This is a genomic window from Streptomyces sp. NPDC002935 (assembly GCF_040611295.1).
In the GTDB taxonomy this organism is placed as follows: Bacteria; Actinomycetota; Actinomycetes; order Streptomycetales; family Streptomycetaceae; genus Streptomyces.
The window spans coordinates 327,313-341,490 of sequence record NZ_JBEXNW010000003.1 but is presented as its reverse complement, the minus strand read 5'-3'; the positions used below and the strand labels follow the sequence as shown (position 1 = coordinate 341,490).

General features: G+C 69.5%; 12 protein-coding genes and 1 pseudogene. 8 read left to right on the top strand and 5 right to left on the bottom strand.

Annotated features, from left to right (window positions below):
• The first annotated feature begins 183 nt into the window (after positions 1-183).
• On the top strand, positions 184-921 hold the full coding sequence (locus ABZX90_RS05545) for a nucleoside/nucleotide kinase family protein (protein WP_355201674.1): 738 nt from the start codon (positions 184-186) through the stop codon (positions 919-921).
• Here the strand turns inward: ABZX90_RS05545 and ABZX90_RS05540 are convergent.
• Positions 851-2,683, bottom strand: coding sequence for a hypothetical protein (locus ABZX90_RS05540; RefSeq protein ID WP_355201672.1), 1,833 nt, complete (start codon positions 2,681-2,683; stop codon positions 851-853). The genes ABZX90_RS05545 and ABZX90_RS05540 overlap by 71 nt on opposite strands.
• 336 nt (positions 2,684-3,019) lie before the next feature.
• Here ABZX90_RS05540 and ABZX90_RS05535 point away from each other — a divergent pair, with 336 nt between their 5' ends.
• The gene (locus ABZX90_RS05535; protein WP_355201670.1) at positions 3,020-3,247 is read left to right on the top strand and encodes a hypothetical protein; all 228 of its coding nucleotides are present in this window, start codon (positions 3,020-3,022) and stop codon (positions 3,245-3,247) included.
• Positions 3,248-4,004: 757 nt separating this feature from the next.
• Here the strand turns inward: ABZX90_RS05535 and ABZX90_RS05530 are convergent.
• Entirely contained in the window at positions 4,005-4,874 is an 870-nt protein-coding gene (locus ABZX90_RS05530; protein WP_355201668.1) for a MerR family transcriptional regulator, read from the bottom strand.
• 130 nt (positions 4,875-5,004) lie between these two features.
• Here ABZX90_RS05530 and ABZX90_RS05525 point away from each other — a divergent pair, with 130 nt between their 5' ends.
• The 4 genes and pseudogenes from ABZX90_RS05525 to ABZX90_RS05510 form a co-directional block, all read left to right on the top strand.
• Positions 5,005-5,376, top strand: a complete 372-nt coding sequence (locus ABZX90_RS05525) for a nuclear transport factor 2 family protein (RefSeq protein ID WP_217574718.1) — start codon at positions 5,005-5,007, stop codon at positions 5,374-5,376.
• Between the two features lie 124 nt (positions 5,377-5,500).
• Positions 5,501-6,451 (top strand): alpha/beta hydrolase fold domain-containing protein, encoded by a 951-nt coding sequence (locus tag ABZX90_RS05520; RefSeq protein WP_355201666.1) that lies wholly within the window; start codon positions 5,501-5,503, stop codon positions 6,449-6,451.
• Between the two features lie 177 nt (positions 6,452-6,628).
• Positions 6,629-7,045, top strand: a complete 417-nt coding sequence (locus ABZX90_RS05515; protein WP_217574716.1) for a nuclear transport factor 2 family protein — start codon at positions 6,629-6,631, stop codon at positions 7,043-7,045.
• Positions 7,046-7,140: 95 nt separating this feature from the next.
• A pseudogene (locus tag ABZX90_RS05510) lies at positions 7,141-7,533 on the top strand (inositol monophosphatase family protein); the annotation flags it as partial.
• 26 nt (positions 7,534-7,559) lie between these two features.
• Here ABZX90_RS05510 and ABZX90_RS05505 read toward each other — a convergent pair.
• Complete coding sequence (locus tag ABZX90_RS05505; protein ID WP_355201664.1) at positions 7,560-8,672, bottom strand: IS630 family transposase; 1,113 nt, start codon at positions 8,670-8,672, stop codon at positions 7,560-7,562.
• 798 nt (positions 8,673-9,470) lie between these two features.
• Here ABZX90_RS05505 and ABZX90_RS05500 point away from each other — a divergent pair.
• Entirely contained in the window at positions 9,471-10,982 is a 1,512-nt protein-coding gene (locus ABZX90_RS05500; RefSeq protein ID WP_355201662.1) for a DUF4246 domain-containing protein, read from the top strand.
• Between the two features lie 489 nt (positions 10,983-11,471).
• Here ABZX90_RS05500 and ABZX90_RS05495 read toward each other — a convergent pair whose 3' ends face one another.
• Both ABZX90_RS05495 and ABZX90_RS05490 read right to left on the bottom strand, forming a co-directional pair.
• A complete protein-coding gene (locus ABZX90_RS05495; protein WP_355201660.1) occupies positions 11,472-12,077 on the bottom strand; it encodes an ATP-binding protein in 606 nt (201 codons plus the stop codon).
• Between the two features lie 320 nt (positions 12,078-12,397).
• Entirely contained in the window at positions 12,398-13,153 is a 756-nt protein-coding gene (locus ABZX90_RS05490) for a peptidoglycan-binding domain-containing protein (protein WP_355201659.1), read from the bottom strand.
• A gap of 300 nt (positions 13,154-13,453) precedes the next feature.
• Here ABZX90_RS05490 and ABZX90_RS05485 point away from each other — a divergent pair, with 300 nt between their 5' ends.
• Positions 13,454-14,134: a DUF6445 family protein gene (locus tag ABZX90_RS05485; protein ID WP_355201658.1), complete on the top strand. Its 681-nt coding sequence runs from the start codon at positions 13,454-13,456 to the stop codon at positions 14,132-14,134.
• Positions 14,135-14,178: the final 44 nt, after the last annotated feature.

The following is a 14,178-nucleotide window of genomic DNA, read 5'->3' as shown; positions in this document are numbered from 1 at the left end:
CTTCCCCCGGGAACCGCCTCCAGCGGGTGGCGCACGCCACATCGCGCGGCGCCGGGTCAGTCGTACGGGAACCAGTGGTGCTCGTGGGCGTACGCCTTCCCACCCGCCTCCCGTCGCCGATACTGGGGGCATGGAATTCGCTGTCCTCGTGCGCCGGACCGGGCTCGTACGACCGGGGCGGGTATGACCTTCGACGACCTGGTGGAGCGGGCCGCCTCGCTCGTACGTCCCGGCCGACGCGCCCTCCTGGGGATCGCGGGCAGCCCCGGCGCGGGCAAGACGACACTGGCCGAGCGTCTGGTGCGGAAGCTCGACGAGGACGGGCCCTTCCGGGTCGCCCATGTGCCGATGGACGGGTTCCATCTCGCGGACGCCGAGCTGGACCGGCTGGGGCTCCGTGACCGGAAAGGGGCTCCGGACACGTTCGACGCGGCGGGGTACGCGGCGCTGCTGCGCCGACTGCGCGAGGACGAGGAGGATCTCGTCTACGCGCCCGGCTTCGAGCGGGTCCTCGAACAGCCCTTGGCGGGTGCCCTTCCGGTTCCCCGGGCCGCCCGTCTGATCGTCACCGAGGGAAACTACCTGCTGCTGCGCGACGACGCCTGGGCGCGGGCTCGCGCACAGCTCGACGAGGTGTGGTTCTGCGAGCTCGACGAGGCCGAACGCGTCCGGCGGCTGGTCGCGCGCCACGAGGAGTTCGGCAAGGATCACGACAGGGCTGTGGCGTGGGTGCTCGGGACGGATCAGCGCAACGCCGAGCTGGTCGCCGCGACACGGGACCGCGCCGATCTGGTCGTCCGGACGACGGCCATCGGGACAGCCACCGGGACGGCGGTCACCGGGCAGGCGGTCACCGAGGCAGGATCTCCAGTTCGGGTTCCCCGTGGGCATCGCCCACGGGGTCGCCGATCCGCGCGGTGAACGCCTCGGTGCGGACGGTCAGTCGGGCCGACGTACCCGTGAGCGTGGGGGCGTAGGAGCCGCCGGGTCCGTACCGGACGGCGAAGACGTGCAGGTCGTCCGGGGCGCCGGGGGCGGGGTCCGCTTCGAGGGCCGTGGAGGAGACGAGGTGGCGCCAGCCCTCGTCCGGATTGCCGTAGACGCGCGGATCGGCGGCGAGCGCGAAGGCCGCCCGCTCCTGGGTCGTCTCCGCCCGGGCGTCGAAGTGGTCCACGCCCTCGGTCCGGGGGTGTGTCAGGCGCAGGGCGGCGGCGGACCTCACCTCGGCCTCGGCGGTTCTGCGCACCCGCTCGCCGTCGTCCGCGGCGTACGGCAGCCCGGCGAGCAGATACGGGCTGCCCGGGAGGCGTTCCACGGCGACCGTCATCCACAGGCGCGTGCCGTCGGTGACGTACAGGGAGCGGACATGGCGCAGGACATGGTCGCGGCCGACGACCGGCTTCGTGACCAGTTTGGCGGTCAGCGGGCCGGTACGCAGGTCACGGACGCGGACCTCGCCCAGGGGACGGCAGTACAGGAACCCGTCGAGGACCGGGCCGAAGCCGTGCTGCCGGTTCACCACGGCGGGCAGGCAGTACGTGCCCGCCGCTTCGACCAGTGACGGGGTCATCCGGTCGTCGAAGGCCACCGAGACGGAGCCGGCGCGGAGTTGGTGCCGCACCGGGTCCTTCGAGGGCAGGCGGTGCCAGCGGGTGCCGTCCTGGATCTGCCAGACCAGCATGAACGCGAAGTGGCCGTCGACGCCTCCGTCGCGGTGTACCGCGTGCCGGCCCCAGCGGGTGTCGCCCCGGTAGCGGCCGAGGTCGGCGCCGACGCGGTGGCCGAAGTGGCGCAGGCCGAGGACGGCTTCGAAGCCGCAGTGCTGCTCGCTGTACCGGGGGCCTCCCACGTCGAACCCGCCGACGGTCAGGCGCGCGTCGATGTAGCGGGCGAGTGCCTCCCCGTCCTCGGCGAAGACGTCCTCTCCGCTGGTCCGGTGGGCCTGGGCGAGAAAGGACAGGGAGATGGGCCCGTAGTTGTTGTCGTAGGCGCCGCCGTGCTCGGGAGGCAGCAGAGCGCCGCGGTCGCGTACGCGGCGGGCACGGATCTCCTCCAGGTACAGCCGCATGGCACGCGCGCGGACCGATGCGGCGTCCGGGGCGGGGAGTCGCCGGGCGAGCATCAGGCCCCCGACGACACAGCCGATCGCCTGGTTGCCCGCCTCCTGCGGGTTGAAGAAGGTCACCTCGGTCAGCCGACGCCAGTAGCCGTGGGCTAACTCGACCAGCTCGCGGTGCTGTTCGCCGTCGATGATCCCGTCCCCGGCGTCCAGGAGGTTCACGGCCTGGAGCAGCGCCCACACCGTGCTGGGCCAGTCACCGAGGGGGTGTGCGCCTGCCTTCAGAACGTAACGAGCGTACGGTTCACCGGAGTTGCGGTGGCGCAGATTCGGGTAGCCGGGGTTGTCCTCGGTGTAGACCCGCTCACGCAGATGGAAGGCGAGGCTGCGGCGGACGGCTTCCGGCAGGCGGGGGTCCTCCATGCGCTGCCAGGCGAGCGCCAGCAGGGAGGTGATCCCGAGCGAGGTGTCGCCGATGTCCTCTCCGGCGGCGGGGTGTTCGAGATTCCCCTCGGGGGTGAGGCGGGCGAGAGCCCCCTCGGTGACGGCGGCGAGGACGGCGTCGTAGGCGGCCGGATCGTCAGGGAGGTCGTGCAACGGGCCGCGCTGGTACGGGAGATGCATCCGCGGTCACCTCTTCGCGCCGGAGGTCGCCAGGCCCTGGGCCAGGGTCCCGCGGACGTCGGGTAGGTGGATGAGCACGGGTGGGAGCCCACGTGACGCGCCGGCGAACATCCCGGTGTCCGGGCTCCCGGTGTCCGGGCCCTTCCGGGTCACGCGGTGAGATCCACGCCCGTTTCGGCGGGCAGCAGGCGGAGCGGTCCGGGATGTCCGCGGGGGTGGCCTCCGCGGGGTCCCCATCTGGCACGTACGCGGCACGGCGCCGAAAAGTCGCCGAGAAAGATCAACGCGTCGCAAGCCTGTAGCGGCTCCTTCGGCTCGCAGAAGCTCCAGACCCAGATGTGGCGCAGCTCGTGGAGTGGGCCGCGCGGCTACAACAACTGGCACGGGACTGGCCTCACGTCGAACAGCTTCATCGACTACGGATGGTCGACGGACTGCAACGACGGCGGCGGCACCTACTACCCTGCAATGCAGGGCTACGCCAGCGGTATCGGCTGGGGCCCGAAGACCCGCTCCGACAACGAACTGCGCAAGGGATGCGGGACCAGGTCTCCGAATCCGTAGGTGAGCGCATGGCCGAACACCCTCCGCCGCGTTACTCGCCCGAGGGCACCCCCTTGGGTCGCAGCGCGGACAACAACCGGGTTGGCAACAGCTACTCAACCGAAACTCCGCGTGCCCGCAAGCTGTGGTGGCGGGTCAGAGATGCGCTCAGCCGGCCGGTGAAGAACAGCAAGCAGCGCCACTGATCGCGAGGACCGGTGGGGCCTCTCCGTAGCAAAGCGTGGAGAGGCCCCACTTCCTTTCTGGCGCCGTCCGAACCCGCTCCGGCGTCCGCCGGCTTGTTACGGCGCTTTTGGATGAGAGCGCCAGCCCGCGATCTCTCCACGACGCAAACGAAGCCAGGTACGCGAATGCGGTTGAAAAGCGCCCCGATATTGAGTGGGCCTTTGTAGAAGCAGCTCGGGTGGTACTCGGCGGGGACCTGGCGGAACCTTGGTAGCGCGGATGGCCACTGACTAGTGCTCTGACCGGGAAGGTTCGCCGGGTTGGCTGTTCCAGCGGTTGGATGTGCGGTGACTTCTCCGAACTAACGGAGAACATCAATTCTTAGGCGCCATCAACGTCGACGTCGAAGCGGGACTGGCCAAGCTCGACACTGGCGGGTGGCGGCCACTACGACCGGCAGCCCTCGGGGATCTGGGTCTGTGACGCTTCCCTGTCCGCGGGTGCGGCGCGCCTGCCGGTGGCCCCACCGGAGTTTCGATATCGCCGGTGTCGGCGCGTTCAGCGCCGCAGGTTCCGAGTGCCACCTGCGCCTCTACCCATCGCCGCCTTCGTGCGTGCGCGCTGCGGGTTCGTCGGGCGACGGTCCGGTGTGGAAGATCGGCCAGCAGATCTCGGTGCGCCACTCGGCTGCCTCTGCGCTCTCGTGGCGCCCGACGGGGTAGTACTCGCGGATCGGGCCGTCCACGGCGAGGGCATGTTCAGCGACGTACGTGCCGAGGGCTCCGTAAGCCAGGTCGATATTCGCATGCGGGCCGCGGTGCACAATCGTCGCCAACTCGACCGCCGGGATGACCAGCGCGTCGACCCGACCCATGGGGCGCAGCGGTCCGGCGCACGGCACGAAGATCGTCGCCGGTCCGTGCCCGTGGGTGAACAGGTCGGTACTGAAGATCCCGCCAGCCGGCGCGTCGGCGGCCAGGCCCTGGGCGTCGAGCGTCGCGTAGATCTCACCGAGCGCACCCTGGTACCAGGTCAACGCCTCGGCAACGTCCACCGTCTCGGTGATCGCAGCCGCCGGCGTGGCCGGAACGCTCCGGCGCCCGATCTCGGCCCGGGTGCCGCCCCGCGGGCGGGTAAGCAGGTCACGCAGCGAGGCGACCGCAGACTGGCTGCGCGCCAACTCCTGCTCCATCTGGCTCAGGTGCGCGGCCAGCAGCGCGTTGCGGGTGTCGAGGTCGGGGGCGGCCAGCACCTTGGCGATCTGCTCGACCGGCATGTCCAGGGCGCGGAAGCGGCGGATGATCTGCGCGGTCGGGATCTGCGCGGTGGTGTAGTACCGGTGGCCGGTGTGCCGGTCCACTTCGTCCGGTTCCAGCAGGCCCACCTGGTGGTAGTAGCGCAGCGTCTTCACGCTCAGGTGCGTGGCCCTTGCGAAGTCCCCGATCGGCAGTGTCGCGTCCATGCCCGCCACTGTGCCACCTCCCCCAAGGGGAGATGCACGGGCGCGCGCGGGCCTTGCACCTCTCGTCGGGGCACGCCCGAGCCTGCTTGCAGGCGGTCGACCGGGCCGCCTGCCGAAGGGAGCCGAAACGATGACCACGCCCACGAGCACCGCCCTGCCGCCCGTCGTCGCCGAGTACCTGGCGGCGGTCAACGCCTTCGACCTGGACCGGATGGTCGCCACCTTCGCCGAGGACGCCTACGTCAACGACGCGCGCCGTGAGATCAGCGGCATCACAGCCATCCGGGCCTGGGCCGAGAAGGAGATGATCGGCGACCACGTCACGATGCAGCCGATCGAGGTCGTCGCGCACTACGGCCAGACCATCGTGCGCTCGCGCTATGACGGCACCTACGACAAGACCAGCCTGCCGGCCGAACTGGTGATGTCGGACTACTTCAGCGTGCGCGACGGCAAGATCGTCGGCCTCGCCGTGATCCGCAACCAGCCCTCCCCGTACTGACAGACACCGCTGTGTCCGGCCCGCCCGAGGCCCGCGGCGCACGCAACCAGCCCGCCGACCCGCGTGCGCCGCCACTTCGTTGCGCACCCATCCGTCCACCTCCGGAAAGCGGGTACCACTTCCCATGAACTACACCCTCGACCCCGAACTCGTCCCCCTCCTGGCCGCCCGCACCGAGCAGGCCGCCGGCGTAGCCGCCCGCGAGCGCGGGGACTGGAGGTCGATTCGCGAAGCTGGCAACCTCGGCCAGGCTGCCATGGCGGCCCTGGTCCCCCCAGTCACCGGGATCAAGACCGCCACCTACTTCGCCACGGCGCCCGACGGCGCCCGGATTGAACTGCGCTGGTACACCACTGGCGAGACCACGGCGCCCGGCCCGGCCGTGCTCTACGCCCACGGCGGCGGCATGATCCTGGGCGACCTGGACGCCTACGACACCCTGCTCTCCTGGTACGTCGCGCACAGTCGGGTGCCGTTCCTGTCCGTCGGCTACCGCCTGGCCCCCGAGGCGAGTGGCACCATGCTCGCCGAGGACGTCTTCGCCGGCCTGACCTGGCTCACCGACCACGCGCACGAACTGGCCGTGGACACCGGACGCATCGCGGTGATGGGCGACAGCGGCGGCGGCGCACCCGCCGCGGCCACCGCCATCCTGGCCCGCGACCGGCACACTCCCCTGGCTCGGCAGATCCTGGTCTATCCCATGCTCGACGACCGCAACCAGAGCCCCGACCCGGCCCGCGAACCCTTCCTGACCTGGACCTACGACGACAACTACACCGCCTGGAAGGCGGTGCTCGGCGACACGTTCGACACCGCGGATGTCTCCCCGATCGCCGCACCGGCCCGCCTGAGCGACTTCACCGGGCTGGCTCCTGCCTACATCGACACCGGTGACCTCGACATCGTCCGCGACGAGGACATCGCCTACGCCGCGCGCCTGGCCGCCGCGGGCGTCCCCGTTGAACTGCACGTCCATCCCGGGGTCCCGCACGGATGGGACCGCCTCGCCCCCCAGTCCGGGGCCGCCCGGCGGGCCTTCGCCGACCGCATCCGCACCCTGGCGGCCCTCTGAGCGGCCGGTTTCGCGGGGGAAACCCGCGATGTCCAGCGCTGACGGCAGGCCCTTGGCAGGGGATCTCCCCTCAGGGGAGATCCCGTCGCGGGGCTGGCTCTTGCACCTCCCCTGACGGCACGCCGCAGGGTTGTCCGTAGCGGCCGATCAGGGTCGCGAGATGAAGGGAGCAAAGTCATGACGACGACCGAGCAGGACAAGGAAGCCATCATCGCCATCGTCCGCGAGATGGCGGCGTCGATGACCGGTGCGCAGAGCACCCGGCACTGGGCGTCCGACGTGCTGTGGTTCGACATCCCCCCGTTCGCGTCCAGGGGCGTCGCCCCGGCGCGAAAGCTGTTCGACGACACCTTCGCCAACTTCGAGTCCTGCAACGTCGAGATCCTCGAACTGGACGCGAAGGTCAACGGGGACATGGGCATCGTCTGCACGGTGCAGAGCACGAACATCGTGCTCAAGAACGGCTCCACCAAGCACGTCATGGCCCGGCAGACCGACTGCTTGGAGCGGCGTGAGAACGGCTGGGAACTGATCCACCAGCACGCCTCCGTCCCGGCCGGCGGCGAGTGGGACGGCAAGATCACCACCGTGTAGGGCCTGATCTGCGACGCGACCGGCCTCCCTGCCGACCGGATCTCCTCGGCAGGGAGGCGCCCGCGACGGCAGACCCTCCCAGCCTCGTCGCGGGGCGCGACGGGGTGAATACGCGACTGGCGCCTACGTCCACAACCCAGCTCGTGGATGCCAACCTGGATCCGCCGTTTCCAAGCGGGCCCGGGTTCCGAGCCGCGGACCTGTTGGGCCACGCAAAGTTCGTCGAGCGGTTCCGGCCGCGGGTCGTGTCCACGACGCTGGCGTTGGCCTGGGTCGCCGCCGGCAAGCGCGCCGCGTACGTAACCGATGGTGATGACCTCTCCGGAAGTGTGCATTTCGCCGCCGGAATCGCTGTGTGCCGGGCTGCCGGCTGCGTGGTCACCGGGATCGACGGCCCCCCGATCGGGCAGGCGGGCCGCGGACTTGTGGTGGCCACCGATGCCGAGACCCACGGGCTCCTGACGTCGATGATCCGCAACCGAAGGTAGGACCGCGTAGGGTTCGCCGGGTTGGGTCAGGCTACGGCTTGGAGGGGGCGTCCGCCCCAGCGGAGGCTACGGATGCGGGCGCGTTCCCGGCGTTGGGCGGCCAGGACCTCTGGGTGGCGGGCGTTGGCGTTGCGCCAGCGCAGGTAGGCATGCAGCGCGCGGGTCTGGACCGGGTGGTTCGGGTGGTTGGAGTTCGCGAGGGTGAACTGCCGCAGCGGTCCGAAGTGCGCCTCTATCGGGTTCGCCCAGGAGGCGTTGGTCGGGGTGAAACGGAGGTGGACGTTGCTGTTCTTCGCCCAGCGGAGGATCCTCTTGCCGTTGTGGGCGGAGAGGTTGTCGAGGATCACGTAGACCGGGGCGCCGTCCGGGCGGGCGGCCCTGATCGACTTGAGCGCGGCCAGGGTGTTCGCGGTGCCCTTGCGGCGGCGGTTGACGCCCCACAGGGTGTCGTCGCCGATCGAGTAACAACCGTGGAAGTACGTGACGCCGTGGGTCCGCTTGTAGGTCGCCGGGAGCCGGTCGGCCCGACCCTGCCGGGCCCAGCAGCTGCCCGCGGTGGGGCGGATTCCGAGCGGCCCGAACTCATCGAACGCGAACGTGCGGTCGGGGAAGCGGTCCAGGGCGTGCTCGATCCGGTCGAGCTTGGCGTCGTAGTCGGTGTCGATGGACTCCTTCCATGTCTTGGTGCGCTGGAAAGTGACGCCACGTCGGGCGAGCAGGCAGCGCAGGGCCTCGCGTCCGATCCGGATCACCCGGCCGTGCACCTTGCGGAGGTAGGCGAGCAGTTTGCGGATGGACCAGCGGGTAAACGGCTGCCCGAGCTTGGCAGGGCGGGTGGTGGCCGTCTGGACGACGAACTCCTCATCGTCAGGACTGAGCAGGCGGGGACGGCCTCCCGCCCACCGAGGGTCCAGGCAGGCCAGGGCGATCTCGTTGAACCGGTGGATCACATCCCGCACCGTGTCCTCGTCCGCCTGCACCAGCCGGGCGATCACCGGCACCCGGTTCCCGCCAGCTGAGGCCAGCAGCATCATCGCCCGCCGGTACCGCACCGAGCTGGTACTGCCCCGACGCACGATCCTCTGTAACTGATGTCCTTCGTGATCCGTGAGCCTTCGGACCCTGACCGGCTCTGCCATCGCATCCCTTCCGAGCTGAACGTCTTGCGACATCCAACCCGTCAAGAGGCCGCCAGCGCCAACCCGGTGAACCAATGTGGTCAGAGCACTAGGTCGGTGGAGTCTCGATGGCCGAGTCAACCTGTACTTGGAACCGTCCATCGGTTGAGAACGGCGCCCCGCGCAGTCCTCGCGTCGGGCTGCCCCTCGATACGAACTACGGGCTGGGCGGTTGCTGAGGTCTGCTGGGGTGGTCAAGCGGGTCGCGAGGGGTGTGGACGGTTGGTGCTGGTCGGCGGGTTGCTGTACTTCACTGCCGTACGGGGTCCCGTCCAGCGCTGTCCGGATCGCTCTCGACGTAGATCTGACGGTCGTGAACATGCACCTCGCCTGCGACCAACCTACGCACAGCGCTCCCCTCAAGCGGACCCTGCTCACTGTCGTCCAAGCGGACGTGCCCAGGTGATCAAGCTGCGCAGAGAACAGTCGTGATCACCCACGGCCGCGGGCTTCTTGCGTCCAGGGCCCGACTCGCCCTGCTTCCCCTATCCGTGACGGTGTGACAGGCCGACGACAGCCAGACCCGCTCAGGCTCCAAGACTCGGCCCCGGGGCCTCCGCACGGGCGGAGTGAAGAACATCACGGCTGGCCTGCCCCACAACCCCCAACTCCCTCTGGGCCTCGGACATGCGCGAACCGGACATGACGCGACACGTCGAAGCCTTGGCTCCCGGACCTGCGATGACAGGGCCCACGGCGGTGTCAGTCTGCTGAAGTATCCTTCCCGCCACCGCACACCGACTGGGAGGATCGAGAGAATTGACTGGCCTGTCCGCTTTCCCACTGCCCTTTCATGCTTCCCGTTCCATATCGTTCGCGACACCGCGAACGCTGCGGGAACTTCAGATGTTGCAGTGCAGCGCACACATTCGGGCGAAGCCGGCGTGGTTCGACAAGATGAACGACGCCGAAATCGTGGCCCGGTGGACGCAAGAGGCGGTCGCCCAGGGCCTCACCGAAGCGCAGGTTCGCTACGTGCTTGCCGAACTTGTGTACTACGCCGCCCTGCGGGACGGACGAACCGGCGTCGAGGTGTCCGCCGTCGACGGGGTGTGGCAGTCGGACACCCTGGTCGACGACAAGCTCAGATCCCGGCTGCGCGAGGCGGTTCAGGTTCTTGAGCAGGTGCCCGAAGCAGAGCAGGACTGGCACCCCGGATCCGACGGCCAGGTACTGGATCTGGTTCACCCCTCACTGTTCTGCCTGGTGAAAGGGGTGAGCGGCGGGCCCGAGCGGGCATGGCAGAACCCGACGAACCGCTACTCGAAGTACGAATTCTCGGAGAAATTCCAGTGGCTCCCCACGGACGTCGACGTCAGTGACGACGGCGATGTCACCTTCCGCTCTTACATCAACAACGTCCACCCCGAGACTCATCGCGAACTGGCCTCCGTCCTGCCGGACTTGTTCGCACGCTTGCGCCCGCTCCTGGAGAACGTGCTCACCGATCTGCGCCATCCGCGGCCCTTGCGGATCGAGGCCGATCCTTACGGGTGGTACGAGTCACGGGAGCCGGAGTATCCGGACAAGTCCTCCTACAGTGATGGTGAGGCCTACGAAGAAGCCTTCCGTGCATGGGAAGAGGCACATGACCTCTGGTGGGAGACCCGCCGCCCGACCATCCCGGACGCCCCGGCCTTCACCCGGCCCGAGTTGCCCGATGAATCCGCCCGGGTCGACCTGCGCGGTCGCCGTCTCCAGGTCATCGTCAAGCTCGCCACCATTCAGCTCACCCCGGACAAGCCCGAGTACCCCGGCGGATCCTGGCATGTCGAGGGGATGTTGAACGAGCGGATCGTCTCGACCGGCATCTACTACTGGGACAGCGAGAACATCACCGAAAGCCGGCTGAGTTTCCGGGCGGCACTCGACGACCCGAACTACGAGCAGAACGACGACAACGGCCTGCGTGAGGTCTACGGCTTGGAGAACGAAGACGCACTGAACCAGGTGCTGGGATCGGCATCGACCCCAGCGGGTCGCTGCCTGGCGTTCCCGAACACCCTGCAACACCGCGTCGGCTCATTCCGCCTCACGAACCCCACCCGCCCGGGATATCGCAAAATTCTCGCGTTCTTCCTGGTCGATCCGTCGGAAAGGATCGTCTCGACATCCGATGTGACACCACAACAACCATGGTCCGACACCTCGACCATGACGCTTGAACAGGCCAAGAGCTACCGCGAACAACTCATGCAGGAACGCAAGTTCTTCGTCGACGAACACAACGAGCAGCTCTACGAACGAGAATTCTCCCTCTGCGAGCACTGAACCTCTTCAACCTGAATACACGCAGGTCCGAAGGGTGTGGATGGCCTGGACGATGCCGTGGCTCGTGCTGCGGTCAGGTCGTGGGCGCGCCCCGGTGTGACCGCGTTCGCCGTCTATGGAGTCGCACTGATTGCCGCTGCCCGCCCGTGCTGGCTCCCACGAGCCGCTCGGTCTCGGCAGGGCCGGAGGCTTCGGGGTCGATGCCGAGGTGCCGCGCCGCGCCGGTGATGTATCCGAGGTCGCCGCCGGGTTCGGCGGCGGCGAGCAGCAGCCAGGTCCGGGTCGGTTCCGGCAGGGCGTGGACCTGACGGAGGTAGTGGGCCTCCAGCCGGCCGCCGAGGGGCAGTGGTTCGGGCAGGGCGAGTCCGCCGGAGAGCTGCTCGGCGGAGAGCTCCTGTCCGAGGTCGGTCAGCGCCAGGGGGTTCCCGGACGTCGTGGTGACGATCCGGGCCGCGACCCGGGCGTCGAGCTGTCCGGGGACGGCTTCCCTCAGCGGTTCGAGGGCGAACGCGTCCTCCAGGCCGCCGACTTCGGTGACCGGCAGCCCGGGGGCACGTCGAATCCGGTGCGGGCGGTGAACAGCAGACCGACGCCCTCGGCGTGCAGCCGTCGGCCCACGAAGGACAGGACTCCAAGCGATTCGTCGTCGAGCCACTGTGTGTCGTCGACGCAGCACAACACCGGGCGCTTCCTGGCCGCTTCGGCGAGCAGCGTCAGCACCGCGAGCCCGACCAGGAAGCGGTCGGCGGGCGGACCGTCGGCCAGTCCGCAGGCCACGCGCAGCGCGGCGTGCTGCGTGGGCGGGAGCGCGCCGGAGTCCTTGAGCGCGTCCAGGCCGTCCCGTCCGTCCAGCAGCGGGATGAGCAACCGGTGCAGCGCGGCGAAGGGAAATCCGGCGGTCTCGGACTCGACCCCCGCCACCGTGACCACCCGCAGGTCGGCGGCCTCCGCCCGGGCGTGCTCCAGCAGCGCGGTCTTGCCGATCCCGGCGTCTCCGCGCAGCACCACCACACCGCTCAGCCCGTCGCGAAGGCCGGCCACGAATCGTTCGAGGACACGGCGTTCCCCGGCCCGCCCCTTGAGAATCAACGCCACCCCTTCGGAAGGTTCGGGTGGCGAGTCGACGATGTGGCGCTCCCTCGCGCACGCCGTTTCCTCACGTTCCCCTGTCCTGCCCATCCTGGAGGGACCGGACCGGAAACGGGGGCTGGTGGCGGAAGTCCAAGACCATGTTCCGCTTCGCCGGCTCCACGGTCGGGGCGGCGGGCGGTCGCACTCTCGTTCCGCTGGGCGGCCTGGGGTAACTCGCCCCAGCCGGTACAAGAGTTCACCCAGGAGCCCCGCACGGACCGAAGACGCGGGAGGTCGCCGGGGCGGGCGGGGCGACCGTCATCGCGCCGCCCGCCCCGGCTGCTTCAGGGGGTCGCCGTCCTGGATTCCAGGTCGGCCCGCGTGTCGTTGCCGTAGACGCCGGACTCGTCGCCGCGGATGCCGTACCAGACCTGGAAGCGGGCGACGGCCGCGGTGAGTGCGGCGTCGTAGGTTCCGCTGGTGCTGCCGTGGTCGTACACGTTCGGGATACGGAGCAGGCGTTGCTGCAGCGCCGTCACCTCGGGGCCGCTGGCGCCCTCCCGGAGGGTGCCGGCTCCGTCCGGGTCGGGGGCCCCGGACGCCCGGGCGGCGGGAGCGGTCGAGGAGTGGGCTCCGGCTCCCGCCGGGGACGAGTCGTCGTGGCCCGCGCCCGGCACCAGGAGAGCGAGGGCGAAGCCGATCAGGGCCGCCGCCGCGACGGCGACCGTGATCGCGGCGCGCCGCAGGCCGGCGCCACGCCCGAGGCCGTGACGGTTCCCTTGCCCTCTCCGGTTCGGGCCTCCGCTCTCGGCGGCGAGTGCGTCCTGGCCGTCCGTCCGCGGCGCACCGTCGGTGTAGTCCTCCCCGACCGGGACCGGTGGCAGCTCCTCGGTCTCGTCCTCCTCGAGAGGCGGCAGAAGCCGTGCCGTCGTCGCGGGCACGGTGACCGGCTCGTACCCCTCGTCCGCGTCCATTCCCTCTTGCTCGCGCACCAGCCGCAGCAGCTCCGCCAGCGACTCTGAACGGCGGCGACGCTGGATGTACGTGGGTTCGATCACGGAGCGCCCGGTGGGCTGCCCGCGTTCGGGCGATGTCGGCACACTGCTCTCCTTCCGTACACGCGGTCTCCCGCCGTCCGTGTGCAGTGATACGGGGGCGCGGGCCCGGACGTTCAGGGCGCCGGCCCGCTCGACAGACGATTCGATTTCGCTCGACACGATCACCCGGAGGCGACGGCCCGCGGCCTCGCAGCCCCGTGGAACAGAGGCCCGTGGGCGTCACGCGGTCCTTCCCGTGCGACCACCGGGCCCGTTCGTCATGGACGAATCAAAAGCCTAGTTGGCGGAAGGTTGACCAAATCGCTGGAGATCACTGACGGACGCGTCTATACGGTCGGTCGCATGCCCCCACAGCCTCCGAGAACACCGGCGTTGCCGGTCCTCCCCTATCGGAAACCCACCCGGGACCGGGACTACTGGGTCTTCGACAACGTGCTGCCCGACGTCGATGCCGTACGGGCCCGGTGCGTCGGCAAGGACGACTGGGTCAAGGGTCATCCGTACACCTCGGAGAGCTGGCCGGGTCTGCGGACGATGCCCGGACTCGAGCCGGATGAACTGACGCGCGTAGAGCGGTTGGTGAAGAAGGCCACCGGTGCGCAGAGGTTGTGGCAGCAGACGACACCATCGGGCGCCACGCTCAACCACAACTGCGTCCAGGTCGTCGGCGAGGAAGGGGGCGAACCGCGCCCCCACACGGATTCCCGCGCCCTGTGCCGTTACGCCGCGGTGCTCTATCTGAATCCGAACGTCTCCAAGGACTGCGGAACCAGCTTCTTCCGGCAGAACCTGCCCGGCGGCCGCCTGGGCGGCAACGTCGTCACCGCGCCACACAACAATCTGGTCGAGGCCCTGGGTACGCGCTTCGTCCCGCCGGACTCCTTCGTCGAGGACATCCGCGTTCCGCACCGCTACAACCGGCTGCTCCTCTACAGCGCCAACCTGATGCACAGCGCCACCGACTACTGCGGGACCACGATGGAGAACAAACGGATGACCGCCGTCTTCTTCTGGATGGCGTGACCCGGGCCGGCTCGCGGACCGGCTCCCAGCGTCAGAGGTGGCCC

Bases quoted from the DNA above. Each gene is read 5' to 3' on its own strand.
- ABZX90_RS05545 (WP_355201674.1), top strand. From the start codon at position 184: ATGACCTTCGACGACCTGGTGGAGCGGGCCGCCTCGCTCGTACGTCCC.
- ABZX90_RS05530 (WP_355201668.1), bottom strand. From the start codon at position 4,874: ATGGACGCGACACTGCCGATCGGGGACTTCGCAAGGGCCACGCACCTG.
- ABZX90_RS05540 (WP_355201672.1), bottom strand. From the start codon at position 2,683: ATGCATCTCCCGTACCAGCGCGGCCCGTTGCACGACCTCCCTGACGAT.
- ABZX90_RS05535 (WP_355201670.1), top strand. From the start codon at position 3,020: ATGTGGCGCAGCTCGTGGAGTGGGCCGCGCGGCTACAACAACTGGCAC.
- ABZX90_RS05485 (WP_355201658.1), top strand. From the start codon at position 13,454: ATGCCCCCACAGCCTCCGAGAACACCGGCGTTGCCGGTCCTCCCCTAT.
- ABZX90_RS05505 (WP_355201664.1), bottom strand. From the start codon at position 8,672: ATGGCAGAGCCGGTCAGGGTCCGAAGGCTCACGGATCACGAAGGACAT.
- ABZX90_RS05525 (WP_217574718.1), top strand. From the start codon at position 5,005: ATGACCACGCCCACGAGCACCGCCCTGCCGCCCGTCGTCGCCGAGTAC.
- ABZX90_RS05515 (WP_217574716.1), top strand. From the start codon at position 6,629: ATGACGACGACCGAGCAGGACAAGGAAGCCATCATCGCCATCGTCCGC.
- ABZX90_RS05520 (WP_355201666.1), top strand. From the start codon at position 5,501: ATGAACTACACCCTCGACCCCGAACTCGTCCCCCTCCTGGCCGCCCGC.